General features: G+C 73.3%; 22 protein-coding genes. 11 read left to right on the forward strand and 11 right to left on the reverse strand.

What is annotated here, in order from left to right:
* Positions 1-54: 54 nt before the first annotated feature.
* Positions 55-1,215 (forward strand): acetoin utilization protein AcuC, encoded by a 1,161-nt coding sequence (locus ACTIDRAF_RS0214045; protein ID WP_016699370.1) that lies wholly within the window; start codon positions 55-57, stop codon positions 1,213-1,215.
* 105 nt (positions 1,216-1,320) lie between these two features.
* Entirely contained in the window at positions 1,321-4,062 is a 2,742-nt protein-coding gene (locus ACTIDRAF_RS0214050) for a bifunctional acetate--CoA ligase family protein/GNAT family N-acetyltransferase (protein ID WP_016699371.1), read from the forward strand.
* A 136-nt stretch (positions 4,063-4,198) separates the two neighbouring features.
* On the opposite strand, the gene ACTIDRAF_RS0214055 is transcribed toward ACTIDRAF_RS0214050, so the two are convergent.
* The 3 genes from ACTIDRAF_RS0214055 to dtd all read right to left on the reverse strand — a co-directional run bounded on the left by ACTIDRAF_RS0214055 (position 4,199) and on the right by dtd (position 6,902).
* Positions 4,199-4,687 (reverse strand): hypothetical protein, encoded by a 489-nt coding sequence (locus ACTIDRAF_RS0214055; protein WP_016699372.1) that lies wholly within the window; start codon positions 4,685-4,687, stop codon positions 4,199-4,201.
* A 541-nt stretch (positions 4,688-5,228) separates the two neighbouring features.
* Positions 5,229-6,203, reverse strand: a complete 975-nt coding sequence (locus ACTIDRAF_RS0214065) for a sigma-70 family RNA polymerase sigma factor (protein WP_039787326.1) — start codon at positions 6,201-6,203, stop codon at positions 5,229-5,231.
* A 273-nt stretch (positions 6,204-6,476) separates the two neighbouring features.
* The gene (gene dtd, locus ACTIDRAF_RS0214070; protein WP_016699375.1) at positions 6,477-6,902 is read right to left on the reverse strand and encodes a D-aminoacyl-tRNA deacylase; all 426 of its coding nucleotides are present in this window, start codon (positions 6,900-6,902) and stop codon (positions 6,477-6,479) included.
* A gap of 115 nt (positions 6,903-7,017) precedes the next feature.
* Between dtd and ACTIDRAF_RS0214075 the strand changes: the two genes are divergently transcribed.
* Positions 7,018-7,332, forward strand: coding sequence for a DUF3099 domain-containing protein (locus tag ACTIDRAF_RS0214075; protein WP_026066093.1), 315 nt, complete (start codon positions 7,018-7,020; stop codon positions 7,330-7,332).
* A gap of 62 nt (positions 7,333-7,394) precedes the next feature.
* Here ACTIDRAF_RS0214075 and ACTIDRAF_RS28865 read toward each other — a convergent pair whose 3' ends face one another.
* Both ACTIDRAF_RS28865 and ACTIDRAF_RS0214085 read right to left on the reverse strand, forming a co-directional pair.
* Entirely contained in the window at positions 7,395-8,387 is a 993-nt protein-coding gene (locus ACTIDRAF_RS28865; protein WP_016699377.1) for a carbohydrate kinase family protein, read from the reverse strand.
* Entirely contained in the window at positions 8,384-9,313 is a 930-nt protein-coding gene (locus ACTIDRAF_RS0214085; RefSeq protein ID WP_026066094.1) for a pseudouridine-5'-phosphate glycosidase, read from the reverse strand. The genes ACTIDRAF_RS28865 and ACTIDRAF_RS0214085 overlap by 4 nt, the downstream gene beginning before the upstream one ends.
* 59 nt (positions 9,314-9,372) lie before the next feature.
* Here ACTIDRAF_RS0214085 and ACTIDRAF_RS0214090 point away from each other — a divergent pair, with 59 nt between their 5' ends.
* Positions 9,373-9,639 carry a DUF3039 domain-containing protein gene (locus ACTIDRAF_RS0214090; protein WP_026066095.1) on the forward strand — a complete coding sequence of 89 codons (267 nt, stop codon included), beginning with the start codon at positions 9,373-9,375 and terminating at the stop codon, positions 9,637-9,639.
* A gap of 80 nt (positions 9,640-9,719) precedes the next feature.
* On the opposite strand, the gene ACTIDRAF_RS28870 is transcribed toward ACTIDRAF_RS0214090, so the two are convergent.
* Entirely contained in the window at positions 9,720-10,943 is a 1,224-nt protein-coding gene (locus tag ACTIDRAF_RS28870; RefSeq protein ID WP_016699380.1) for a YihY/virulence factor BrkB family protein, read from the reverse strand.
* A 223-nt stretch (positions 10,944-11,166) separates the two neighbouring features.
* Between ACTIDRAF_RS28870 and ACTIDRAF_RS0214100 the strand changes: the two genes are divergently transcribed.
* Positions 11,167-12,924, forward strand: coding sequence for a DEAD/DEAH box helicase (locus ACTIDRAF_RS0214100; protein ID WP_052168827.1), 1,758 nt, complete (start codon positions 11,167-11,169; stop codon positions 12,922-12,924).
* Positions 12,925-12,978: 54 nt separating this feature from the next.
* Here the strand turns inward: ACTIDRAF_RS0214100 and ACTIDRAF_RS0214105 are convergent, their stop codons facing one another.
* From ACTIDRAF_RS0214105 to ACTIDRAF_RS31985, 3 genes are all read right to left on the reverse strand, one after another.
* Complete coding sequence (locus ACTIDRAF_RS0214105) at positions 12,979-13,410, reverse strand: CBS domain-containing protein (protein WP_016699382.1); 432 nt, start codon at positions 13,408-13,410, stop codon at positions 12,979-12,981.
* A gap of 116 nt (positions 13,411-13,526) precedes the next feature.
* Positions 13,527-14,654: a glycosyltransferase family 4 protein gene (locus tag ACTIDRAF_RS0214110; RefSeq protein WP_016699383.1), complete on the reverse strand. Its 1,128-nt coding sequence runs from the start codon at positions 14,652-14,654 to the stop codon at positions 13,527-13,529.
* Positions 14,654-15,433, reverse strand: a complete 780-nt coding sequence (locus ACTIDRAF_RS31985; protein WP_016699384.1) for a hypothetical protein — start codon at positions 15,431-15,433, stop codon at positions 14,654-14,656. Before ACTIDRAF_RS31985 ends, ACTIDRAF_RS0214110 begins: the two co-directional genes overlap by 1 nt.
* Positions 15,434-15,742: 309 nt before the next feature.
* Between ACTIDRAF_RS31985 and ACTIDRAF_RS28880 the strand changes: the two genes are divergently transcribed.
* The 5 genes from ACTIDRAF_RS28880 (at position 15,743) to ACTIDRAF_RS0214140 (ending at position 21,561) form a co-directional block, all read left to right on the forward strand.
* On the forward strand, positions 15,743-17,056 hold the full coding sequence (locus ACTIDRAF_RS28880) for a sensor histidine kinase (protein WP_016699385.1): 1,314 nt from the start codon (positions 15,743-15,745) through the stop codon (positions 17,054-17,056).
* The gene (locus ACTIDRAF_RS0214125; RefSeq protein ID WP_016699386.1) at positions 17,053-17,733 is read left to right on the forward strand and encodes a response regulator; all 681 of its coding nucleotides are present in this window, start codon (positions 17,053-17,055) and stop codon (positions 17,731-17,733) included. The genes ACTIDRAF_RS28880 and ACTIDRAF_RS0214125 overlap by 4 nt, the downstream gene beginning before the upstream one ends.
* Before the next feature lie 349 nt (positions 17,734-18,082).
* Positions 18,083-19,201, forward strand: coding sequence for a sugar ABC transporter substrate-binding protein (locus ACTIDRAF_RS0214130; protein ID WP_016699387.1), 1,119 nt, complete (start codon positions 18,083-18,085; stop codon positions 19,199-19,201).
* Between the two features lie 32 nt (positions 19,202-19,233).
* Entirely contained in the window at positions 19,234-20,049 is an 816-nt protein-coding gene (locus ACTIDRAF_RS0214135; RefSeq protein ID WP_052168829.1) for an ATP-binding cassette domain-containing protein, read from the forward strand.
* 81 nt (positions 20,050-20,130) lie between these two features.
* On the forward strand, positions 20,131-21,561 hold the full coding sequence (locus tag ACTIDRAF_RS0214140) for a sugar ABC transporter permease (RefSeq protein WP_026066097.1): 1,431 nt from the start codon (positions 20,131-20,133) through the stop codon (positions 21,559-21,561).
* Between the two features lie 153 nt (positions 21,562-21,714).
* Here the strand turns inward: ACTIDRAF_RS0214140 and ACTIDRAF_RS35585 are convergent, their stop codons facing one another.
* The gene (locus ACTIDRAF_RS35585; RefSeq protein ID WP_085944855.1) at positions 21,715-21,891 is read right to left on the reverse strand and encodes a DUF7455 domain-containing protein; all 177 of its coding nucleotides are present in this window, start codon (positions 21,889-21,891) and stop codon (positions 21,715-21,717) included.
* A gap of 376 nt (positions 21,892-22,267) precedes the next feature.
* Between ACTIDRAF_RS35585 and ACTIDRAF_RS0214150 the strand changes: the two genes are divergently transcribed.
* Positions 22,268-23,071 carry an EamA family transporter gene (locus tag ACTIDRAF_RS0214150; RefSeq protein WP_016699390.1) on the forward strand — a complete coding sequence of 268 codons (804 nt, stop codon included), beginning with the start codon at positions 22,268-22,270 and terminating at the stop codon, positions 23,069-23,071.
* A 101-nt stretch (positions 23,072-23,172) separates the two neighbouring features.
* On the opposite strand, the gene ACTIDRAF_RS0214155 is transcribed toward ACTIDRAF_RS0214150, so the two are convergent.
* Positions 23,173-23,922: an SDR family oxidoreductase gene (locus tag ACTIDRAF_RS0214155; protein ID WP_016699391.1), complete on the reverse strand. Its 750-nt coding sequence runs from the start codon at positions 23,920-23,922 to the stop codon at positions 23,173-23,175.
* Between the last annotated feature and the right edge of the window lie 201 nt (positions 23,923-24,123).

The following is a 24,123-nucleotide window of genomic DNA, read 5'->3' on the forward strand; positions in this document are numbered from 1 at the left end:
GGGGCTCGTCCGAACGGATGCCTCGGCGGGTGCCGTGCGGGGTACGGTCGCCGCATGGACGCCGTGGTCGTGTGGGACGAGGGATATCTCGGGTACAACCTCGGGGCGGAGCACCCGCTCAACCCGCGTCGGCTCGACCTGACCATGCGTCTCGCCGGTGAGCTCGGGCTGCTGGGGGACGTGGACGTGGTCGCACCGGCGGCGGCGACCACCGCGCAGCTCGCCCGGGTCCACGAGAGCGGCTACGTCGACGCCGTGCGCGCCGGGCGCCCCTCGGTGGGCCCGCGCGGACTCGGGACGATCGACACCCCCGTCTTCGACGGGATGCACGAGGCGGCGGCGCTGATCGCGGGAGGATCGGTGGCGGCGGCGCGCGCGATCCTGGACGGCGCTCCCCGCGCCGTCAACATCGCTGGCGGCCTGCACCACGCCATGCCGGGCCGGGCCGCGGGGTTCTGCGTGTACAACGACTGCGCGGTGGCGATCGCCTGGCTGCTCGACCACGGCGTGGAGCGGATCGCCTACCTCGACGTCGACGTCCACCACGGCGACGGGGTCCAGGAAGTCTTCTACGACGACCCCCGGGTGCTGACCGTGTCCGTCCACCAGCACCCCGCGACGCTGTGGCCGGGAACGGGACGTCCGGAGGAACTCGGACGGGGAGCGGCGGAGGGGACGTCGGTGAACCTCGCGTTGCCACCCGGCACCGGCGACGCCGGGTGGCGGCGGGCGTTCGAGGCCGTGGTGCCCGCCGCGCTCGCCGCCTTCCGCCCCCAGCTGTTGGTCACGCAGTGCGGTGCCGACACGCATCGGGAGGACCCGCTGGCGGACCTGCGCCTCACCGTCGACGGGCATCGGGCCATCTACCAGCGGTTGCGGGAGTTGGCGGAGACCTGCGCCGAGGGGCGGTGGCTGGCTCTGGGAGGGGGCGGGTACGCGCTCGCCCGGGTGGTGCCGCGCTCCTGGACCCACCTGGTGGCCACGGTGCTCGACCGCGACCTCCCGCCGGATACCGGCGTGCCGGAGGAGTGGCTGAGTTACGCCACCCCCTTCGCCGGGGGCGACCTCCTCCCCACCACGTTGACCGACGGGGCCGACCCCGCCTACCAGCCGTGGGACGGCACGGTCGACACCGCGGTGGACCACGCGCTGCTGGCCGCGCGACGCGCGGTGTTCCCCCTGCTCGGACTCGACGCGGACGACCGCCGGGACTGAGGCCGGGGCCGCCCCGGTGGCGTGCGTGCCGCCCTCTCCGGCCGGGGACGGGTAATCATGGGACGGGGCGGAGGGACGTGCCAGCAGGCGCCCCAGGGCGGAGTGATGACGGTGGATGACGGGCAGCGTGCCGGCGACGGCCCCGCCGAGGGGCCCGGAGGGGGAGCTGAGGCGGGCTACCCGAGGCACTGGCAGGCCGATGTGGTGCTCGCCGACGGCGGCACCGTGCACCTGCGGCCGCTGCGCCCAGCGGATGGTCCACGACTGGTCGAGCTGCACTCCAGGATGAGCGACCGGACCCGGTACTTCCGGTACTTCGGGGCCTACCCGAGGATGCCGGAGGCGGACATGCGGCGGTTCAGCACCGTCGACCACCACGACCGGGTCGCCCTCGGAGCGTTCCTCGGCGACGACGTCGTCGCCGTCGGCCGGTTCGACCGGCTGCCGGCCACCACCTCCGCCGAGGTCGCCTTCGTGGTGGAGGACGCCCACCAGGGCCGAGGGCTGGGCTCGATCCTGTTGGAACACCTCGCGGCCGCGGCGCGGGAGCGCGGGCTGCGGCGGTTCGAGGCCGAGGTGCTGGCGGAGAACGGCCCGATGCTGCGCGTCTTCCGGGACGCCGGCTACTCGGTGCGGCGTGAGGTGGAGGAGGGCATCCTGCACCTGGAGTTCGACGTCGATCCCACCGAGCGTTCGATGGCGGTGGCCAGGGCGCGGGAGCAGGCCGCCGAAGCCCGCAGCGTGCACAACGTGCTACATCCCCGTTCGGTCGCGGTCGTGGGCGCCTCGGCGGACCAGGCCAAGGTCGGGCACGCCGTGTTGGCGAACCTGTTGGCCGCCAACTTCGCGGGGCCGGTGTACCCGGTCAACGCCGAGCACCGGTCGGTGCGGGGCGTCCGTGCCTACGCCTCGGTGCTGGACATCCCCGACGAGGTCGACCTCGCCGTCATCGCGGTGCCGGCGGCCCGCGTCGACGAGGTGCTGGACGCGTGCCTGGCCAAGGGCGTGAAGGCGTTGGTCGTGGTCACCTCCGGGTTCGGCGAGACCGGTGCGGACGGGCGTTCGCAGGAACGGCGGCTGGTCCGCGAGGCCCGCGCGCACGGGATGCGGGTGGTCGGGCCGAACGCGCTGGGCGTGGTCAACACCGATCCCGAGGTGCGGCTGAACGCGACCCTGGCGCCACGCCTGCCCGGGAGCGGGCGGGTCGGGTTCTTCTGCCAGTCCGGGGCGCTGGGCGTGGCGATCCTGGCCACCGCCGCCAACCGGGGGCTTGGGCTGTCCACCTTCGTGTCGGCGGGCAACCGGGCCGACCTGTCCGGGAACGACCTCCTCCAGTACTGGCAGACCGACCCGGCGACCGACGTGGTCCTCCTCTACCTGGAATCGTTCGGCAACCCCCGCAAGTTCGCGCGGTTGGCGCGCCGGCTGGGACGGACCAAGCCGATCGTCGCGGTCAAGTCCGGTCGACACGCCGTCAGCCCCGCGCTGCGGGCCACCTCGGTCCCGGTGGACGAGGCCAGCGTGCAGGCCCTGTTCGAGCAGTCCGGGGTGATCAGGGTCGAGTCCCTCGCCCAGCTGTTCGACACCGCCCTCGTGCTGGCCAACCAACCGCTCCCCTCGGGCGACCGGGTCGCGGTGGTCGGCAACGCCTCTGCCCTGGGCGTGCTCGCCGCCGACGTCGCGCTCGCCCAGGGCATGCGGGTGGCCGGCGATCCCGTTGACGTCGGCGCGGGAGCGGGTCCGGAGGAGTTCGGCGCCGCGGTGCGCGCCGCCGTGCGGCGGGAGGACGTCGACGCTGTGGTCGCGGTGTTCGTGCCCCCGCTGGCCGTGTCGGGAGCCGAGTACGCCCGCGCGCTGCGCGCGGTCGTCTTCGAGGACTCGCTCGCCGCCGCGAAGCCCGTGGTGTCGACCTTCCTCGCCGCCGAGGGGGTCCCGGAGGAACTCGCGGCGGGCGGACCGGACGGTGCCGCTCCCGGCTGGGGTTCGGTGCCCTCCTACCCCAGCCCCGAACGGGCGGTGAGCGCCCTCGCGAGGATCGCCAGGTACGCGCGGTGGCGGTCGGCCCCGCAGGGTGACTTCGTCACCCCGGTCGGTGTGCGGCCGGACCAGGCGAGGTCGGTGGTGGACGGGTGGATGGCGAGCCGTCCGGCGGGCGGTGTCGAGGAGCCCGGCGGTGGGTGCCGGCTTCCCGACGAGGAGGCCGTGCGGCTGCTGCGCTGTTACGGCGTCGACGTCGTCGACTTCCGCCGGGTTCGCGGTGCGGGGGAGGCGGTGCGGGCCGCGGCCGAGCTGGGGTATCCGGTGGCGCTGAAGTCGCCGGACCGACGGTTGCGGCACCGGAACGACCTCGTCGGGGTGCGGCTCGACCTCGACAGCGCCGACTCGGTCCGCGCGGCGCACCGCGCGCTTCGGGAGCTCTCGGGTTCCCCTGAGGTCTACGTGCAGCGGATGGCGCCCAAGGGTGTCTCCTGCGTGATCGGTGTCCAGGACGACCCCTCCTTCGGAGCGGTCCTCTCCTTCGGCCTGTCCGGAATCGTCACGGACCTGCTGGGGGACCGCGCCTACCGCGCGGTGCCGCTCTCCGACGTCGACGCCTCGGAACTGGTTCGCGCTCCGCGGGCGGCTCCGCTGCTGACCGGGTACGGCGGGGGTGAACCGGCACGGCTGGACGCGCTCGAGGACCTGGTGCTGCGGGTGGCGAGCCTGGCCGAGGACGTGCCCGAGCTCAGGGCGCTGAGGCTGGAACCCGTGTTGGCGTCCTCGGCGGGAGCCTTCGTCACCGGTGCGACCCTCACGATCGGGCCGCCTCCCACCCGGACCGACACCGGTCCCCGCCGCCTGCGCTGAGCCCGGCGGTCCGGGCCCGGTACGGCCGGACCGTGCGGGACGCGCCCTGTCCGGCGACGGAGGGGGCGGCCCAGGCCGCCCGGGGACCGCGAGCCGGTGGTGGCCGGTCGGGTCCCCGGGGGCGGGGCCGAGCCCGTCAGGAGGAGGGCGGTCCGACGGTCTCGGTCTCGAGGACGACGGTGCGGTCGCCCAGCGGCTGGTCCAGGTCCACGCTGACGGCGCGGAACCGGATGTCCATCGTGCACGGGCCGGAGGTCGGGATGTCCTCGGTGAGCAGGAGCGTCACCGACTCCTCGTCCTCGGTCGCGGAGGCGCTGACCGTGCCGCATCCGCCCTCCTGGCCCATCGCCCCGAGGACGGCCCCCTCGTCGAGCGTCCAGACCTCGACCGGGTAGCCCTCGTCGATGGCCGCCGTGTCGACCTGCTCCTCAGGGACGTCGACCGCCTCGGCCGGGCGTGTCTCCGGCTCCTCCGCGCTGGGTGGGGCCTGCTGTTCGCTGCTGGTCGGAGGTGCGGGGGACGGTTGACCGCCCAGCCCGACACCACTGTCTTCGTTGGAATCGGCGCAGGCGGAGATCCCTAGGAACAGGACGCCGGCGCCGACCGCGGTAGTGAGGCGTCTCATGCCCAGGAGACGGAGCCACCGCTCCGTCGGGTTGCCCCGGTGTCGGTTCTCGTCGTGAGGACGTGGGGCGCCCACCCGGTCCGGACCACGTGCCAGCCGCTCGCCCAGCCCGACGAGTGCCGTCGGGAGCGGATGGGCGAGGCAGGCGTGGTGCCCGGATGACCAGGGTCCACCTCGGTCGCGGCGCGAGGGGCAGGGCAGCCGTCGCCGGGTCGCCAGCACACGGCGGCGGGCACCGGGATCGGGCCTCGCCGGCGCGCGACCGGGGGAGGGCTGGTAACGGATTCCGGGGCCTCGGCGCTGCCCCACCGTGGCCCACGGCTGGAGTCGGACCGTGGGCGTCGAGTGCCCGGGCTGGCCCGGGCGCGACGGGCGTGTGCGCCGCGCCCCTGCTCGCCGCCAGCCGCCCGGACGTAGGACGCCCCGCCCGGTGGTGAGCCGGTCCGTGCCCCGGGGTGGGGCCGGGAGCCAGCTGCCCGGTACGAGCCGCACCGGGCCGGGGCCGCCGACGAGCGGGCGCCGTCCCCGCCGGGGTCCCGGGTCAGCTCGCGTACGCGCGCAGCCGCTCGGCGCGGTCGCCCTGCCGGAGCTTCGCCATCACCTCACGCTCGATCTGGCGGACGCGTTCCCGGGAGAGCCCGAAGGTGCGGCCGATCTGGTCGAGCGTTCGCGGTTGGCCGTCCTCCAGCCCGTACCGCAGGCGGATGACGTTCTGTTCGCGCTCGTCCAGGGTGGCGAGCACCCGGCGGAGGTCGTCCTGGAGGAGGCCGGAGATCACCGCGTTCTCCGCGTCGGTGGCCTCGCCGTCCTCGATGAAGTCACCGAGAGGGGCGTCCTCCTCCGCACCGACCGGCATGTCGAGGCTCACCGGGTCGCGGGAGTGGTCGAGCAGGTCGGACACCTTGCCCACCGGAAGCCCCGACTCGTTGGCCAGCTCCTCGTGCGTGGCCTCGCGTCCCAGCTGCTGGTGCAGGTCGCGCTTGATCCGCGCGAGCTTGTTCACCTGCTCGACCAGGTGCACCGGGAGACGGATGGTCCGCCCCTGGTCAGCCATGCCGCGCGTGATGGCCTGCCGGATCCACCAGGTCGCGTAGGTGGAGAACTTGAAGCCCTTCGTGTAGTCGAACTTCTCGACGGCGCGGATCAGCCCGAGGTTGCCCTCCTGGATGAGGTCCAGCAGCGGCATGCCCCGGCCGGTGTAGCGCTTGGCCAGGCTGACGACGAGCCGGAGGTTCGCCTCGAGGAGGTGGTTCTTGGCCCGGTGCCCGTCCCGAACGAGTGCGCGCAGGTCAGAGCGCCGACCGGGGGACAGGTCGGGATCGGTGTCGAGCACGTGTTCGGCGAACACACCGGCTTCGATACGCTTGGCGAGATCGACTTCTTGCTGAGCGGTCAACAGAGCGGTACGCCCGATCCCGTTGAGGTAGACCCGAACAAGATCAGCGGCCGGGCCCTGCGCATCGATGTCCGCCTCGGCGTAAGCTTCCGAAGTAGGGACGGTCTGCGGGACGGTCATTGACTTACCTCCCTGTCGGGATGCTGGAGCGCCGCGTCGGCGGGCGCGCGACGCGTCAGCGGAGGCCCGGGGATTCGCGCCACCGCTGCCGGGTTCCCAGGCCGTTTTCGACGTTTGCTACCTGCTCAACGCGGTGGGCCGAGGATTCGTTCCCGTTCCGTTGCCAAAACGCGGTCGTGCACGTCACAGAAGTGGCAATGTCACCCGAACGGAGTAGTTCCGCTGCTCGGCGGCGGGGTGCCGGCGCGGGGGCGGTCGCCCCGTCCGCCGACGTCAGACCTCCACGAGCACGGTGAACGGGCCGTCGTTGACACTCTCGACCGCCATGTCAGCCCCGAACTGGCCAGTGGCGACGGTGGCTCCCCTCGCCCGCAGGTCGCGCACCACCTCCTCCACCAACGGCCGCGCGTGCTCCGGGGGCGCCGCCGCCGTCCAGGACGGCCGCCGCCCCTTCCGCGTGGCCCCGTAGAGGGTGAACTGGCTGACGACGAGCAGGGGAGCCCCGCTCGTCGCACAGGACTCCTCGTCCCGCAGCACCCGCAGTTCGTGCACCTTCCGAGCGAGCGCCCGCGCCTGCTCGGCGCCGTCCTCGTGCGTCACGCCGACGAGCACCAGCAGCCCGGGCCGTTCGATCTCGCCGACGGTCCTCCCGGCCACCACCACCCGGGCCCGGGTGACCCTGGACACCACCGCTCGCATCCGGGCTCCTCCTCGCCGCGGGGACAGGGACCGTCCCCGAGGATGTCCGGACCGTACCGAACGCCGGCCGGGGCGCCGACGTCGGCAGTGGGACGATGGAGCCGGAGGTGGTCTCGTGGCCGATTCACCGGCTCAGTCACGGCCCGTGCTCATCACGGAGGCCGCGCCGTCGCAGGACGACCAGCTCGCGGCGCGCCAACGCAAGTACATGATCATGATGGTCGTCCGCGGCGGCTGTGTGATCGCCGGCGTGCTCTGCTACCAGATCTGGTGGCTGGCGTTGCTGCTGCTCGCGTTGTCGGTGCCGCTGCCATGGATGGCGGTGCTCATCGCCAACGACAGACCGCCCAAGAAGGCGGAGCGGGTGAGCAGGTTCCGGCGGGACCACCGGCGCCTCGAGTCGCGGGAGCACACCGTCATCGACCAGTAGCCCGCCGGGGGCCGGCGGCAGCCCGGGCGGGGAGCCGGCAGCGGTCCCCCCACCCGGGGCCCTCAGGCCGAACCGACGACCTCCGGCAGCGATCGGATGACGGGCGGAGTCGCTGATGGGGGCTGCGCTCCGACGTGCCGCACGGCCTCCGTGCCCGCGCGCACCCCGGCCGCCAGCGCCTCCTGAGCCGGGGCGCCCCGCAGCCAGGCCGCGATGACGCCTGCGTCGAAGGCGTCCCCCGCGCCCGTGGAGTCCGCGCATTCCACCTCGGGCGCGCGGACGGCCCGGACGCCCTCCCGGTCCACCCACCAGGCGCCCTCGGCGCCTCCGGTCACCGCCACCGCGCCCGCCAGGTCCAACAGCCCCGCCGCCGACCGGGGGTCCGTCGAGCCCGTCAGGGCCAGCAACTCGTCCTGGTTCGGCAGCAGGAGGTCGACGCCTCGTACGGCCTCCAGGAAGTCCTCCGGGCCCTGCCGACTGAGCAGCACCGCCGCCTGCGGGTCCACCGAGGTGGTGAGCCCGGCGGCCCTGGCCTCCCGCAGCGCGGCCACCCCGGCGTCCCGGGAGGTCGCGTCGAGCAGCACGTACCCGGACAGGTGGAGGTGGGAGGGCGCCGCCAGCCCCGGCGTGCCGGCGAGGGCGCCGCCTCGGATGACGGCAGGGTCGACGTCCGTCGGGGAGAACCTGGCGTTCGCCCCCCGGTCCGGCACCATCGTGCGTTGTCCCGTGCCGTCGACCAGGACGATCACGCAGCAGGTCGGCTCGTCGGGGTCGACCGCGAAGGCGCACCGCACCCCGGCCGCCTCCAACTCCGACTCGGTCTGCCGGCCTGCGGCGTCATCCCCGACACGGGCCAGCAGGACCGGATGGACCCCTTCCCTGGCCAGCCAGGCGGCGGTGTTCGCACCGGCGCCGCCAGCCGTCATCCTGATGCGCGCCCGGGTGTCCCCTCCGGTGACGAGCGGATCGCGGTGCCTGGCCACGACGTCGAGTCCGGCGTCGCCGACCACCACCACCGTCGGGGCACCGCTCTCGGGCAGCGCGGGGCCCGTCATGCCCGCACCGGCCCGGAGCGTTCGGCCAGGGCCACCGCGATGTCGGCGGCGACCTCGGCGTTGTGCACCACCAGGCCCTCGTTGGCGACGAGGCTCGCGCCCCCGCTGCCCGAGTGGAAGTGTTCGAGGAGGACGGGTGTCACGTCCTTGCCCCGCACGTCCCGGCTCGTGAGCAGGTCCAGCCCCTCCCGCAGGAGCCGGTCGTGGAGGTCCCGGTCCATCTCGACCTCCGGGGGGACGGGGTTGGCCACCAGCACGCCCGATCCGCCCGGTACCTCGGAGCGGTGGGCGAGCACGGCCGCGGCGACCTGGTCGGGGGTGTCCACCCGCCACGGGGCCGGCAGGCCGGAGTCCCGCAGGTAGAAGGCGGGGAAGGCGTCCGTGCGGTACGCCAGCACCGGAACGGAGCGGGTTTCCAGCACCTCGAGGGTCGCGGGGATGTCCAGCACCGACTTGACCCCGGAACACACCACCACGGTGGGGGTGCTGGCCAGGACTCCCAGGTCGGCCGACACGTCCCAGCTGGTCTCCGCCCCCCGGTGGACGCCGCCCAGGCCACCGGTGGCGAACACGTCCACCCCGACGGCGTGGGCAAGGGCGCAGGTGCTCGCGACCGTCGTCGCCCCGCTCAGGCCGAGACCGAGCACGGGACCCAGGTCGCGCTGGGACAGCTTCACCAGTCCGGCGTCGGGATCGCAGACCCGGTCGAGCTCGTCGTCGGACAACCCGATCCGGGCGACCCCGTCCAACACCGCGATGGTGGCGGGGACGGCGCCCCTCTCCCGGACCACGGCCTCCAGCCTGGCCGCCACCTTCCGGTTGTGACCTGGTGGGAGCCCGTGGGCGAGCAGTGTGCTCTCCAACGCCACCACCGGCCGGCCCTCCCGGACCGCGGTGGCGACCTCCTCGCTCGCCCGCGTGCGCATGGAGCTGACCACGCTCCGCCTCCTGTTCTCTTCCACCCCTGGTCGGACCATGGGGCATCATGGGTCATGTGAGTACGCCGACCCAGACTCTGCCTGATGTTGACACGCGGCCGGAGCACACCGAGGACACCGGTGGCGACGAGCCGAAGATGTTCCACTACGTGCGGAAGAACAAGATCGCGGAGAGCGCGGTCATGGGCACGCACGTGGTGGCGCTCTGCGGCGAGGTGTTCCCCGTCACGCGGTCGCCCAAGCCCGGGGCTCCGGTCTGCCCGGACTGCAAGAAGATCTACCAGTCGCTCCCACCCGGCGGCGGCGACAGCTGACCGGCCGCCGACCGAGGCTCGACCGGCGGGAGGGGGAGAGCGCCGGGCACGTCCCGGCTCCGGTTCCGGTGGGGACGCGGTCAGCGCGGCTGCTCCCCGTCCGTCCCGTCCCCCGCCCGGCGGTGGCGACCACGGCCCGTCCGCTCGGGCTGCCCAGCCGCCGCCGAGGAGGGCGTCGCGGTCGGCCCGGCCTCGGCTCCGTGCGCCGGCCGCTGCCCGTCCTCCTCAGTCCCCGTGTCCTCGGACCCACCGCTGGCGGCCGGCCCCACCTCGTCGGTCCCCGTGCCGTCGGGGTCACCTGACCCGCCGCGTTGGACCCGCCAGCGGCGTTGGCTCTCCTCGAGGCGCAGTTGTTCCGCGACGCGCTCCATCCCGAGCCGCCGCCACCGGCGCCGCTCGCGGTGGGTCATCTTCGCCGGCCACATCTCCTGGATCGCCGCGTTGAAGTGGGCGCCCAGCACGATCGCGAAGCCGATGAAGAACGCGAACAGCAGGAACGCGATGGGTGTCGCCAACGCCCCGTACGTGTAGCCGGTACCGGTGACCCAGGTGATGTACCAGCGCAAGCCGGCGCTGGAGACCAGGAAGACCGCCATCGCGAGCAGCGCCCCGGGTAGCCCCCGGTGCCACGGCAGCTTGTGGGGCAACGCCACCTTGTAGAACATCGCCAGCGCGATGACCAGCAGCACCCCGGTCACCGGGTAGTAGAAGTAGCCGAGGACCTCGACCAGCGTCGGTCGCCAGCTCTCCGGGAACAGGTGCGGCAGGATGTCGGGGCCCAGCGCCACGACCGGGAGCCCGATGATGGCGACGACGAGGCCGGCGAGGTACAGCAGGAGCGAGAACAACCGCTGCCACACCGCGTTCCGCACGTCGTACTGCCGGTAGGCGACGGTGACGGCGTCCACGTAGGAGGAGATGGCCGAGGACCCGGCCCACAGCGAGATGACGAACCCCAGGGAGACGATCTCCCCCCGACCTCGCGTGAGCACGTCCTCCACGGTGGGAGCGATGATCTGCTGCACCACGTTGTCGCTGAAGATCGTCTCGCTGAACGTGATGATCTTCCCGTGGATGTTGTCCACCAGCTGTTGGCCGAACCACTCCCCGAGGAAGCCCAGGCTGCCGAGGAGACCGAGCAGCAGCGGGGGCAGTGACAGCGTCGTCCAGAAGGCCGCCTCGGCCGCCTCCGAGAAGATGTTGTCGTTCCAAGCACGTGACACGGTTCTGCCCATCAGCCGCAACGGCCCCCGCCGGGGGGCCGAGGTGCTGGTGGTGGCGTCGTGACTGCTCTGCGGGCCCATCGTCGGTCAAGCATGCGCTATGCGGCGGGCCACCCGCGTCGCGACCCCGGCGGAACCCCCGCCACCGCGTCGCGCGACGCCGGAGCGGCAGCCGGCCGGTAAGCTGTCCGGGCCCTCACCGCGCCCCTGGTGCGCACCGTCGTGTGAGGGCCTTTTGCGTGTCCGCGCCGGCTTCGTGCCCGTCCACCGGAAGGGGTGCCAAACACTGGTGACCGAGTCGCAGATCGGGGTCGGTACTCCCGCCTCCACACCGACGGCCGAGCAGCCACCGGCAGCCCGCCCGCTGCGCACCTGGCAGCGCCGGGCACTGACCAGGTACCTGGCGACCGGGCCCGCCGACTACCTGGTGGTGGCGACCCCGGGAGCGGGCAAGACCACCTTCGGCCTGCGGGTGGCCTCCGAACTGCTCGCCGACCGCAAGGTGGAGGCGGTGACCATCGTCGCGCCCACCGAGCACCTGAAGCACCAGTGGGCGGAGGCCGCCGGGCGCACCGGCATCGCCATCGACTCCCACTTCCGCAACGCGGCGGGCGCCCACTCCCAGGCCTTCCAGGGCGTCGCCGTCACCTACGCGCAGGTCGCCGCCCACCCGACCCTGCACCGGGTCCGGACCGAGCGGCGGAAGACGCTGGTGATCCTGGACGAGGTGCACCACGCGGGGGACGCGTTGTCCTGGGGCGACGCGGTGCGGGAGGCCTTCACCCCCGCCACCCGGCGGCTCGCCCTGACGGGAACGCCCTTCCGCAGCGACGACACGCCCATCCCGTTCATCCCCTACGAGCCGGACGCGGCCGGGGTGCTGCACAGCCGCGCCGACCACTCCTACGGCTACGCGGACGCCCTCAAGGACGGCGTGGTCCGGCCCGTGCTCTTCCTGGCCTACTCGGGGGAGGCCCGCTGGCGCACCAACGCCGGTGACGAGTACGTGGCCAGGCTGGGGCAGCCCCTCAGCAAGGAGGAGACGACGCGGGCGTGGCGCACGGCGCTGGACCCGTCCGGGGAGTGGATCCCCTCGGTCCTCGCCGCCGCCAACACACGGCTGCACCAGCTCCGCGCGGCCGGGATGCCGGATGCTGGCGGCCTGGTCATCGCCTCCGACCACGTCACCGCGAAGGCCTACGCGAAGATCCTCGAACGGGACACCGGGAGCGCGCCCACCGTCGTGCTCTCCGACGACCCCACCGCCTCGAAGCGGATCTCGGAGTTCTCCGAATCCGACGAGCCGTGGATGGTGGCCGTCCGGATGGTCAGCGAGGGCGTCGACGTCCCCCGGTTGGCCGTGGGCGTCTACGCCACGAGCGCTTCGACGCCGCTGTTCTTCGCGCAGGCCATCGGGCGGTTCGTCCGTTCGCGGAGACCAGGGGAGACGGCGAGCGTCTTCCTGCCCAGCGTCCCCGTCCTGCTGGAGCTCGCCAGCCAGCTCGAGGCGCAGCGCGACCACGTCCTGGGCAAGCCCCACCGGGAGAAGGAGGGGTGGGACGACGAACTCCTGGCCGAGGCCAACCGTCAGCGCGACGAACCGGGCGAGGACGAACGCGCCTTCACCGCCCTGGAGGCCAGCGCCGAGCTCGACCAGCTCATCTACGACGGTTCCTCGTTCGGCACCGCCGCCTTCGCCGGGAACGGGGACGAGCAGGACTACCTGGGGCTCCCGGGGCTGCTGGAACCCGACCAGGTGCGGGCCCTGCTCCGGCAGCGGCAGGACCAGCAACTGGCCGAGGCCGCCCGCCGCAAGGCCGCCGCCGACGCGGAGGCCGCGGCGAAACCACCCGAGCCCAAGGCACGACCGAGGAACGTCTCCGAACACCTCGCGGCGCTGCGCAAGGAGCTGAACACCCTGGTGGCGCTCCACCACCACCGGACCAGGAAACCGCACGGGGCGATCCACAACGCCCTCCGCAGCCACTGCGGCGGCCCGCCCACCGCCATGGCGACGGTGGAACAGTTGGAGGAACGCATCGCGACGCTGCGGTCCTGGTGAGGTCCGGGCGCCGAGCCCACCGGCCCGGCACCCGGCTTGTTCATCCCATCGGGGTCACGCCGACGCCGCGGACGGCGCCTTCAACGCCTCGATGAGCTCGCCGAGCTGCTCGGCGCTGACGTGGCCCACCAGGTCCGCCTCGCTGACGATTCCCACCAGCCGGTGGTCGTCGATGACCGGGAGGCGTTTCACCTGGTGCCGCTCCATCAGGTCGATCGCCTCCGACACGTCGGCCTCGGCGCGCACGCAGAAGGGCCGGCCCTCGGCCAGCTCCGACACGGTGGCCTGTGTCGGGTCGTGCCCCTCGGCCACGCACTTCACGACGATGTCGCGGTCGGTCACCATGCCGTGGAGCTTGTCGTCCTCCCCGCACACCGGCATCGCGCCCACACCGAGGTCCCGCATCCGCCGCGCCGCGTAGGACAGGGTCTGGTTCTCACCGACGCACTCGGCGCCCTGGTGCATCAGTTCGCGAACGGCAACCATCAGGGGCCTCCCTCTGTTCGTCACTGGTGCTGTTCAGCCTGACCTCCCAGGCGTACCCGGGTGGCGCGGCGGTCAACACGTCACCGGGCGGTCGAGTACGGCGGCCCGCCCCGCCCTCAGAGCCGCAGCAGCTCGGCGAGGGTCCCGAAGGAGTCGTCCCAACTCCAGTGGCGGCGCGCGAAGTCCCTGCCGGCCCGCCCCATCGCGGCGGCGCGCTCCGGGTCGACCAGCAGGTCCACCAACCGGCCCGCCACCTCGGACACGTCCCCACCGTCGACGAGGTGGCCGGTCCGGCCGTCCTCGAGCGTGTCCGGCGCCCCGCCGGAACGGCCGACCAGCACCGGCAGCCCACTGGCGGCGGCCTCCAGGAACACGATCCCCAGACCTTCCGGGTGCAGGCCCAGCCGGCGGGTGCGGCACGGCATCGCGAAGACGTCGGCGGCGGCGTAGTACGGCGCCACCGCGCCGTGGGGCACCGAGCCGGCGAGGACGACGGCGTCCTCCACTCCCCGAGCCGCCGCGATCGCGCGCAGGTGGGCCTCCTCCGGCCCGCCTCCCACCACCAGCAGGGTGGCCTCGGGCACCCGTTCGCGGACGAGCGGCAGCGCCTGGACGAGCGCGCGCTGGTTCTTGATCCGCACCAGCCGGGACACGCAGAGGACCACCGGGCGCTCGCCCAGCCCGTGGCGGTCCCGCACCACCCGGCCCTCGGGCGACGGGCGGAAGACTGTGGTGTCCACCCCGGGCCGCAGCCGGCGGGCGGCCGCCGCGGCCCGCGCGCTGAGCACCGGGACGATGCGCCGCCGGGTGTAGTCACCGAGGTAGGTCACCACGTCCACCCCGTCCCCGACGCGCCGCAGCGCGGAGCGGGCCCCTGGCAGCGAGGCCCACCACACCTCGTGCCCGTGGGTGGAGGCGACCAGTCGGCGGATCCCCGCGGCGCGCAGCGGGCCGGCCAGCAGCCCCAGGGGAGCGGCGGCGCCGAACCAGACCCGGTCGCAGCCGTGGGACGAGGCCACCTCCGCCGCGTGTCGGGCCACCGCCCGGGTGGGCAGCAACGTCCTCGCCGGCGAGCGGACCACGGGGAAGGGCAGTGCCCTGTCGAACTCCGCCGCACCCTCGGCGCGGGAGGTGAGCACCACCACCGACCCGCCGGGGAACCGCCGCACCACCTCGTACACGAAGGTCTCGATGCCACCCCGACGGGGCGGGAAGTCGTTCGTGACGACGAGTGTCCGGCCCATCAGCCCTCGCCCCCCAGCGAGCTCAGCGGCTGTCGAACGCCGGTCCCCGCACCGGGACGCGCGTGCGGCCCGGTGCCTCGGATCTGGGCGGCGCCCGGAGCGGGCGGCCGCCGTGGCGCCGCGCGCATGACCTCCGGTCGGCAGGCGATCAGGAGGAACACCGCGAACCACCAGCGGGGATCACCCGCGACACCGGGACCGAGCAGCACCCGGGGCAGGCCGAAGACAGCCAGCGCGGGCAGGTACGGGTTGTGGTCGTACACCTCGGTGGGGTCGGACAGGTAGGGCGTGCCGGTCGTGACCAGCAGCCGCCCCGCGTCCTCGGTGACCCGGACCTCGGGCTGCGTCACCCCCGAGACGGTCAACACCAGAAGCGGCGCCACGACCGAGCCGAGGACGGCGCACCCCGTCGCGACACCCGGCACGCCCGGCCGGGGCCCCGCCGGGCCATCGGGTCCGCCGTACGTGCTCGCCGACCACCAGGTCCAGCCCGCCGTGACCAGGGCCGCCGTCCCGTACCCGAGCAGCGCCCCTGCCGCCCACACCCGGTGGGCGGGCGACGACGTGACCAGGAGCGTGGCCAGCGCGATGAGCGCGAACGAACCCCACACGACCGGTACCGACCACCGGGACCCCACCGCCGTCCACACCCAGCCCCGCGCCCGGACCAGCCAGCCCGGCCTCCCGCCGGCGCGCCCACTCGCCGCGTCCTCCCCGGCAGGAGCCAGCGAAGCAGGACCCCGCCCCGCCACCACGTCCCGCGTCGTCGCCACCGTCATCGCCCCTCCTCCTGGTCGGCACCGGACGCCGACCCGGCGGGACGCTAGGCACGGGGAGAGGTGGGAGTCGTCAGGCCCGGGGACCAGGTCTCGGTGCTCCTCCAGGCGGAGCCGGGTGGTCGGGTAGGCATCCTCGGTGGGGACCGCTGTGCATCACCGCGGGTCACGCCCCTCCACCCCGGCGCAGACCCGGTCCAGGCCGGTTCGCCCTCGCGTCGCCCGCCGCCGGCAACCTCCGACCACGGGATGAGGAGTGGGCCCACCGCGAGGTGGACGCGCGGCGCCGTTGCTGGTCCCTAGCCTCGTCGCATGAAGCAGCGAGAGGACCCGCGCGACCAGCTGGTGCGGTGGTGGAGGGCGGCGGGTACGCGGTGGCGGGAGTTCTGGACCGAGGAACGGCCGCCGCCACCGGGCCGGGTCGGGCGCGTCGTCTGGACGCTGTTGACCCTCCTCGCCGGGATCCTCACCATCACCCTGTTCTTCTACCCGGGCGCCGACTACGCCATCACCGCCCTGGAGCTGTTCGGCGGTCTTCCCCGGTTGCTCGCCGTGCTGCTGGTGGCCGCCCCCCTCGTCATCAGCCGCTACTGGCCGATGAGGGCCTGGGCGCTCTCCCTGGCCGGCGTACTCGTTCCCGTGGTGGCGCCGCCGACCAGCCCGTTCGCCGTCTGGCCCTGGTTGCCGCAGGCCATCGCCGTCTACATCGTGGTCCAGTACCAGGTGGCGGCGCACCGCCCCGCGAAGGTGGCCGTGACGTCCTGGGTGGTCATGCTCGCGGCGGGCCCGGTGGTCGCCTGGACCGTCCGGGGCACGATCATCGGTGTCGCCGTTCCCTCCCTCGCGTGGTTCTCCGCGCTCTCGGGGGCCGCCCTGCTGGTGGGGTACAACGTGCGGCTGCGCCGGGAGACGAGGGCGGAGCTCGACCAGCAGGAGCGGCTCAGCGCGGCCGAACGGTCCCGTCGGGAGCTGCTGGAGGAACGGGCTCGCATCGCCAGGGAACTGCACGACGTCGTCGCCCACCACATGTCGGTGATCGCCGTCCAGGCGGCCACGGTGTCCCGCCGGCGCAAGGGCATCAACGAGGAGGCCCGGGAGGAGTTCGACTCCATCGCCGTCGCCGCCCGGACCTCGCTCGGTGAGATGCGGCGGCTGCTCTCGGTGCTGCGCGCCGACGACAGCGCACCCGAGACGGAACCGCAGCCGCACCTGGACCGGCTCGACGAGGTCGTCGAGGCGACCCGGCGCGCGGGCACCCCGGTCTCAGTCGACGTCGGCGACCTGCCCGAGCACGTGCCGGACCTCGTCCAGCTCACCGCCTACCGGATCGTGCAGGAAGCGCTGAGCAACGTGGTGCGGCACGCCTCGGGTGCGCGGAGCACCGTCGAGGTGCGCGGCGGCGGCCGAGGTCTCGTGGTGTCGGTGCGCAACGACCGGCCACCGGCCGAGCGCACCGGAGTGGCGAAGTCCGGCGGCGGTTACGGCCTCCTCGGTATCCGCGAGCGGGCGGCCCTGCTCGGCGGGGAGACGACGATCGGTCCGACGCCGGCCGGTGGTTTCCTGGTCACCGTGGTCCTGCCGCTGGCGGAGCCGGGTAGTGGAGCTGACGAGGGGGAGAACACGTGATTCGGGTCCTGGTCGTCGACGACCAGTCGATGGTGCGCGCGGGCTTCGCCGCCCTCCTCGACGACGAAGAGGACATCGAGGTGGTCGGTGTCGCGGCGAACGGCGAGCAGGCGGTCCGCGAGGCCAGGGAGACCCGCCCCGACGTCGTCCTGATGGATGTGCGGATGCCGGAGATGAACGGCCTGGAGGCCACCCGGCGCATCCTCCACCCGCCAGCCGGTGCCCCCGCCGCCGCGCCCCTTCCCCGGGTGATGATGCTGACCACCTTCGACATCGACGACTACGTGTACGAGGCCCTGCACTCCGGGGCGAGCGGTTTCCTGCTCAAGGACGCCGACCCCGAGGACCTCGTCGCGGCCGTGCGGATCGTCGCCGCCGGGGACGCGCTGCTCGCGCCGTCCGTCACCCGCCGGCTGGTCGAACGCTTCGCCGCCACCCCCCGGCCGGGCTCGCTCTCACGAACCAGGCTCAACGGCCTCACCGAGCGGGAGGTGGAGGTGCTCCGCCTCATCTCCCGGGGCAGGTCCAACCTGGAGATCGCCCAGGACCTCGTCGTCGCCGAGGCGACCGTCAAGACCCATGTGGGCCGGATCTTCGCCAAACTCGGTCTGCGCGACCGGGCGCAGGCCGTCATCGTCGCCTACGAGACAGGGCTGATCTCGCCCGGCAACGGGTGAGCGCGCCTCGCGCGGACGGGAGGTCGGGCCGAGCCCGACCCTCCGAACACGGTACCCGGTACCGGCACCAGGGCTGTCGAACGCCGTCGATGGGGTAGCGGACTCGTCCTGTCGGACGCGGCGAACGGCGGCGTCGGCCTGCCGCCGCGCGCCGAACGGGACCGGGGCGATGCGGCCCAACGGGCTGCTGCGTGCGTCGCAATCCGTGTCATTCACCGGACAGGATTCGCCCCATCCTCGTTCTCGCTGTTCCGCCTCACTCCTTCCGGTGACTACCTTGTTGCCGTCAGCAACCAACGAGGGTCGCTGGGCTGGGCCACGCCCGGCGGGAAGTCGATAGGGGACGGCAATGCGCAGCAGGACCCTGCTCGTGATGGTCACCGGGGCCGCCCTGGCCCTCTCCGCCTGCGGAGCGAACCAGGCGGCCGACGCGCCCGACGAGGACGACACCGCCGGGGGCGACGGTGCGAGCGGGCTGTCCGTCGGCGTGATCCTGCCCGACACCCGCAGCTCCGCGCGCTGGGAGGGCTTCGACAAGCCCTACCTCGAACGGGCCTTCGAGGAGGCCGGGGTGGACGCCGACATCCAGAACGCCCAGGGCGACATCCAGCGCTTCTCGACGATCGCCGACCAGATGATCCAGCGCGGAGTGGACGTCCTCGCCACCGTCAACCTGAGCAGTGAGAGCGGCGCGACCGTCCAGCGCAAGGCGACGGCCGCCGGCATCACCACGGTCGACTACGACCGGCTCACCCTCGGCGGAGAGGCCGACTACTACATCTCCTTCGACAACGTGCGGGTCGGGGAACTCCAGGCCGAAGGGCTGGTGAACTGCCTCGGTGACGTCGAGGGCGCCGAGATCATCGAGATCCAGGGATCGCCGACGGACAACAACGCCAGCCTCTTCCAGGAGGGGCAGCGGCAGGTGCTGCAGCCGCTCTACGACTCGGGGGAGTACGAGCTGGTGGACAGCCAACCCATCGACCAGTGGAACAACCAGCGCGGTGGTACGACCTTCCAGCAGATCCTGACCGCCAACGGCGGGAACGTGGACGGCGTCGTCGCCGCCAACGACGGGCTCGCCGGTGCCGTGATCAACGTGCTCCGGCAGAGCGGGCTCGCGGGGACCGTGCCCGTCACCGGGCAGGACGCCGATCCCGAGGCGCTCCGGTCGATCCTGCTGGGTGAACAGTGCATGACCGTGTACAAGCCCGTGTCCCGGGAAGCCCAGGCGCTCGTCGACCTCGCGCTCGCCCTCGCCGGAGGCGACGAGGGGGCGGCCGAGGAACAGGTCACCGGCTCCGTCGCCGACGAGGTGGGCGACCGGGAGGTGAACGCCGTGCTGCTCGAACCCGTCCTCGTCACCCGCGACAACGTCGCCGACGTCGTCGAGGACGGCTGGGTGACCGCTGACCGGCTCTGCGACGGGGCCGTCGCGGAGCACTGCGCGGAACTCGGCATCAACTGATTCGCGCCAGGACGGCGGTGGAGGAGAACCCGGTGAACGACCAGCAGGCGGGGCCACCCGCCGAGCCGACCGAGCCAGCGCCACCCGTGTTGCGGCTCACCGGTGTCAACAAGAGCTTCGGGCCGGTGCACGTCCTCCACGACGTGGACCTCGCCGTACGTCCCGGTGAGGTGACGGCGTTGGTCGGCGACAACGGGGCGGGGAAGTCCACCCTCGTGAAGTGCATCGCCGGCATTCACCCGGTGGATGGCGGGAGCATCCACTTCGACGGCAAGCCCGTCCGCATCACCAGCCCCAGGGACGCGGCGGACCTGGGCATCGAGGTCGTGTACCAGGACCTGGCGCTCGCCGACAACCTCGACATCGTGCAGAACATGTTCCTGGGCCGCGAGCGCACCAGGGGCGGCCTGCTGGACGAGACGGACATGGAGCGGGCGGCCAGGGACACCCTCGCCTCGCTGTCGGTCCGCACCGTGGCCTCGGTGCGGACCCCCGTCTCCGCCCTCTCGGGCGGGCAGCGCCAGACGGTCGCGATCGCCAAGGCCGTGCTGTGGAACAGCAGGGTGGTCCTCCTCGACGAACCCACCGCGGCACTCGGCGTCGCCCAGACCAGACAGGTCCTCGACCTCGTCCGGCGGCTCGCCGAACGCGGCCTGGGGGTGGTGCTCATCAGCCACAACATGAACGACGTGTTCGAGGTCGCCGACCGGATCGCGACCCTGTACCTGGGCCGGCTCGTCGCCGAACTCCCCACCCGGGACACCACGCACGCCCAGGTGGTGGAACTCATCACGGCCGGGCGCTCCGGTGACCTCGGACTTCCCCGAGCGGAGAACCCCGCGCCCTGAACCCGACGACCCCACCACCCGTTCCGATGCCCCGGGGCTCCGGTGACCTCGGGCAGCCTCACCGAGCTCGCGAGGACGGCCATGACCCAGCTCTACCCGAACTCCTCCTCCGGTGAGGAGCGAACGGAACCCGCCGACGGGTTCGCCATCGACACCACCCGCCGCACCACCCGGGAGGCGCTTGGTGACTACGCGGCCCGGCTGCGGGGCGGGCAGCTGGGCGCGCTGCCCGCCCTCCTCGGCCTGCTCACCCTCTTCGTCGTCTTCACGGTGCTCTCCGACCGCTTCCTCACGCTGGGCAACCTCGCGAACCTGCTGGGGCAGGGGGCGGGGATCGTCGTCATCGCGATGGGCCTGGTCTTCGTGCTGTTGCTCGGGGACATCGACCTCTCGGCTGGCACCGCCTCCGGGGTGGCGGCGTCCGTGCTCGCGCTGCACCTGGTGAACGACGGCAACCTGCTCGGGGCGATGGGCACCACGGTCTTCGTGCTCTTCTGCGGCGCGATCGTCCTCGCCGTCGTGCTGGCCCTGGCGGCCCGGCTGTGGATCGGCGCCGGTCTCGCGGCCCTGGGGTTGCTGCTGGTGGTGCTCGGTGTTCCCGCCAACCCGTGGCTGGAGATCCTGTTGGCGGTGTGCGTCGGCACGGCCATCGGGTGCCTGACCGGTTTCCTGGTCGCCCGGGTCGGGATACCCGCGTTCGTGGTGACGCTCGCGCTGTTCCTCGCCTGGGGTGGGGTCGTCCTCCAGTTCGTCGGTGTCGGCGGGACACTGGGGCTGCGGGACGACGTGCTCTTCGCCGTCGCCAACGGCAGCCTCCCCGTGTGGGCCAGCTGGCTGTTCGCGCTGGTCGCCGTCCTCGGGTACGTCGCCCTCGGGGTGGGGCGCCACCTTCGCCAGCTGCGGGCCGGGGTCGTCACCGCACCCACCCCGCTGGTGCTGGGCAAGCTGGGAGCGGTTGTCCTGCTGGCCCTGGCGGGCACGTGGCTGCTCACCCTGAACCGCTCACCCAACGACCAGACCGTCATCGCCGGCGTTCCCTACGTCGTGCCGATCGTCCTGGTCCTGCTCGTGCTGGGGACCCTCGTCCTGGACCGCACCCGATACGGCCGCCACATCTACGCGGTGGGGGGAAACCGGGAGGCGGCCAGACGCGCCGGGATCGACGTGGTGAGGATCCGGATGAGCGTCTTCGTCGTGTGCTCCACCGTCGCCGCCGTCGGCGCGGTGATCTACTCCTCGAAGGTGGGGTCGGTGGACCCCCAGGCAGGGGGCGGGAACACCCTCCTCTTCGCCGTCGGCGCGGCCGTCATCGGCGGCACCTCGCTGTTCGGGGGCCGCGGCCGGCTGCGGGACGCCGTCATCGGCGGGACGGTGATCGCCACCATCGACAACGGGCTCGGTCTGCTGGGGCAGCCGGCGGCCGTCGTGTCGATCGTCACCGGGGTCGTCCTGCTCCTCGCCGCCAGCGTCGACGCCGTGTCCCGCCGCCGAGCGGCGGCGGTCGGACGCTGACACGGAGCCCGACCAGCGGCCGTCACGGCACGTGACACCGCCGTCACCCCATCCCAGGAACGCGAAAGCGGGTGGCCGGGAACATCCGGCCACCCGCTTCGCGGGTCTCACTGACGTCGTGGTGGCGTGTCTCGAGGCTGTCCGTCCAGACGATCAGCTCTGGAGGTCGGCAGCCAGCTCACGGAGTCTCGCTTCGTGCTCACGGGCGTGGTGAGCGCAGAAGAGGAGTTCTCCACCGGAAGGGAGCACGGCACGAACCTTCGCGGCGGCCCCGCAGCGGTCGCAGCGGTCTGAAGCGCGGAGCTCGGGGCGGGTGAGCGTTCCGGTCATCTTCCATCTCCCTCCGTCCCGGGGCCGGGGTATCCGACACCGTTGGGGCCTACCACGGTCCACCATCGTCCGGTCGAGGACCGGGCCGCGGCGTTCCGCGGTACCACTCTTTCAGACGTTCGAGCATCCGTCAGTGTTCCCGGTCCGAGTCGCGAGCCTCGTCACCCCCAACCACCCGGTTGCAGCAGTGATCGCGACCCGGACGTCTTGTCGGAGTACCGACGGCGACCGTGTCGTCCCCGCCCGTCCCCAACCCCTGGGTACCCCACTCACGCGATACCAGCACAGGCACCATGGAGCGATGCCTCTCCTGAGCCGATCACGTCTGCCCGCCCAGCCGCCGGCGCCCGCGCTGTTCGTCGCGGGAGGGCTCTCCATGTACGTGGGAGCCGCGATCGCCGTCTGGCTGTTCGAGGAGATCTCCCCGTGGGCGGTGGCCTGGTTGCGGGTGGTGGGAGCGGCGCTGGTGCTGCTGGCCTGGCGGCGTCCGGGCCGGGAGGCGTGGCAGGGACGGCGGCTGCTGCTGGCCGGCCTGTTCGGGACGGCCACCGCGCTGATGAACATCGCCTTCTACGAGGCGATCGCCCGGCTCCCGATGGGCACGGCGGTGGCCGTGGAGTTCATGGGCCCGGTGGTGGTCGCCGCGTTGGGGACGAGGACACGGCGTGACGTGGGCGCGCTGGGCCTGGCGGTGCTCGGTGTGCTGCTCATCGCGGACGTCCGGCTGGCCGGAAGTCCCCTCGGGGTGCTCTTCGCCCTGTTGGCGGCGGCGTGCTGGGCGGCGTACATCGTGTTGGGCAAGCGGGTCGCCACCGGGGGCAACGGCTTCGACGACATGGCGGTGGGCTTCACCGTCGCGGCGGTGCTGCTGAGCCCGCTGGCGGTGGGGACCGGGCCGGTGTGGGGTTCGCCGAGGCTGCTGGTGCTGGCCGTGGGGGTGGGGGTGCTCTCCACGCTGGTGCCGTACCTGCTGGACCAGATCGTGCTGCGCAGGGTCGGTCAGGCGCGGTTCGCGCTGCTGCTGGCGCTCCTACCGGTCACCGCGACGGTGACGGGCCTCGTGGTGCTCGCCCAGGTGCCCGCTCCGCTGGAGGCGGTCGGGATCCTCTGCGTGGTGGCGGCGGTGGCGCTGCGCACCCGGGACGACCGGCCGGCCGGGCCGCCACCCGAGCCCGGCTGACCGGGCGCTCGCCGGGGCCCGTGGCCGTGCCGGTGCCCTGAGAGCGGCCCCAGCAGCCCGCGCACCGGCGCGGAGGGGCGCTGCTGCGCCCCGCACGCCCGTCAGATGCCCCCGGCCACGCGGAGGACCGCCCCGGTGGCGTAGCTCGCGCCGGGAGAGAGGAACCACCTGATGGCGTGCGCGATCTCCTCGGGCTGGCCGGCCCGGCCCAGCGGGATGCGCTGCGCCACCCTCGTGGCGCGGTCCGGATCCCCGGACGACGCGTGGATCCCGGTGTGCACGGTCCCGGGCGCCACCGCGTTCACGCGGATGCCCTCGGCGGCGACCTCCTTGGCCAGCCCCACCGTCATCGCGTCCACGGCGGCCTTGCTCGCCGCGTAGTGCACGTACTCGCCGGGGCTGCCCAGCGTGGCCGCCGCCGAGGACACGTTCACGATCGTCCCGCCCCCGCCGCCCCGGGCGGTCGACATCGCGCGTACTGCCCGGCGGGCGCACAGCAGGTAGCCGACCACGCCGACCTCGACGACGGACCGGATGTCCAGGGTCGAGGTCTCGGCGAGCGGCCCCAGCCTGCTCGTGACGGCGGCGTTGTTCACCAGGCCCGTCACCGGGCCGCACCGCTCGGCGGCCACCTCGAACAGGCGGTCGACGGCGTCCTCGTCCGCGATGTCCACGGCGCAGGCGGTGGCCCGTCCTCCGGCGGACGTGACGTCCGCGACGACCCGGTCGGCCGCGTCCCGGTCGTAGCGGTACCCCACCACCACGTGGTGGCCCTCCGAGCCGAGCAGGCGGGCCGTCGCGGCTCCGATGCCTCGAGAACCACCGGTGATCACGGTCACGTTCCGGTCCACGACTGCCACCCTCCCCGGCGCCGGTCCACGCGAGCGCCGCGGACGGATCGTAGCCCCGGGGTGGGGCTGCAGGGGAGGGTGAACCAGGCAGGACCGGGCCTCGGAGCGCCGGACGTGCCCGCCCCGCGGCCCGGGCACCGGCGAGGCGCGGAAACGCGGACGGGCGCCCCCCGCGTGGGAGGCGCCCGTCCGCAGCGCTGT

This window comes from Actinoalloteichus spitiensis RMV-1378 (genome assembly GCF_000239155.1).
Lineage (GTDB): Bacteria > Actinomycetota > Actinomycetes > Mycobacteriales > Pseudonocardiaceae > Actinoalloteichus_B > Actinoalloteichus_B spitiensis.

What these genes read in the sequence shown, in the direction of transcription:
- ACTIDRAF_RS28870 (WP_016699380.1), bottom strand. Translation starts at nt 10,943, where the DNA reads ATGGGCCCGCAGAGCAGTCACGACGCCACCACCAGCACCTCGGCCCCC.
- ACTIDRAF_RS28865 (WP_016699377.1), bottom strand. Translation starts at nt 8,387, where the DNA reads ATGACGGGCCCCGCGCTGCCCGAGAGCGGTGCCCCGACGGTGGTGGTG.
- ACTIDRAF_RS28880 (WP_016699385.1), top strand. Translation starts at nt 15,743, where the DNA reads ATGAAGCAGCGAGAGGACCCGCGCGACCAGCTGGTGCGGTGGTGGAGG.
- ACTIDRAF_RS0214090 (WP_026066095.1), top strand. Translation starts at nt 9,373, where the DNA reads ATGGGTCATGTGAGTACGCCGACCCAGACTCTGCCTGATGTTGACACG.
- ACTIDRAF_RS35585 (WP_085944855.1), bottom strand. Translation starts at nt 21,891, where the DNA reads ATGACCGGAACGCTCACCCGCCCCGAGCTCCGCGCTTCAGACCGCTGC.
- ACTIDRAF_RS0214055 (WP_016699372.1), bottom strand. Translation starts at nt 4,687, where the DNA reads ATGAGACGCCTCACTACCGCGGTCGGCGCCGGCGTCCTGTTCCTAGGG.
- ACTIDRAF_RS0214105 (WP_016699382.1), bottom strand. Translation starts at nt 13,410, where the DNA reads ATGGTTGCCGTTCGCGAACTGATGCACCAGGGCGCCGAGTGCGTCGGT.
- dtd (WP_016699375.1), bottom strand. Translation starts at nt 6,902, where the DNA reads ATGCGAGCGGTGGTGTCCAGGGTCACCCGGGCCCGGGTGGTGGTGGCC.
- ACTIDRAF_RS0214130 (WP_016699387.1), top strand. Translation starts at nt 18,083, where the DNA reads ATGCGCAGCAGGACCCTGCTCGTGATGGTCACCGGGGCCGCCCTGGCC.
- ACTIDRAF_RS0214050 (WP_016699371.1), top strand. Translation starts at nt 1,321, where the DNA reads ATGACGGTGGATGACGGGCAGCGTGCCGGCGACGGCCCCGCCGAGGGG.
- ACTIDRAF_RS31985 (WP_016699384.1), bottom strand. Translation starts at nt 15,433, where the DNA reads ATGACGGTGGCGACGACGCGGGACGTGGTGGCGGGGCGGGGTCCTGCT.
- ACTIDRAF_RS0214045 (WP_016699370.1), top strand. Translation starts at nt 55, where the DNA reads ATGGACGCCGTGGTCGTGTGGGACGAGGGATATCTCGGGTACAACCTC.
- ACTIDRAF_RS0214065 (WP_039787326.1), bottom strand. Translation starts at nt 6,203, where the DNA reads ATGACCGTCCCGCAGACCGTCCCTACTTCGGAAGCTTACGCCGAGGCG.
- ACTIDRAF_RS0214150 (WP_016699390.1), top strand. Translation starts at nt 22,268, where the DNA reads ATGTACGTGGGAGCCGCGATCGCCGTCTGGCTGTTCGAGGAGATCTCC.
- ACTIDRAF_RS0214085 (WP_026066094.1), bottom strand. Translation starts at nt 9,313, where the DNA reads ATGCGCACGCGGGCGAGCGAGGAGGTCGCCACCGCGGTCCGGGAGGGC.
- ACTIDRAF_RS0214140 (WP_026066097.1), top strand. Translation starts at nt 20,131, where the DNA reads ATGACCCAGCTCTACCCGAACTCCTCCTCCGGTGAGGAGCGAACGGAA.
- ACTIDRAF_RS0214110 (WP_016699383.1), bottom strand. Translation starts at nt 14,654, where the DNA reads ATGGGCCGGACACTCGTCGTCACGAACGACTTCCCGCCCCGTCGGGGT.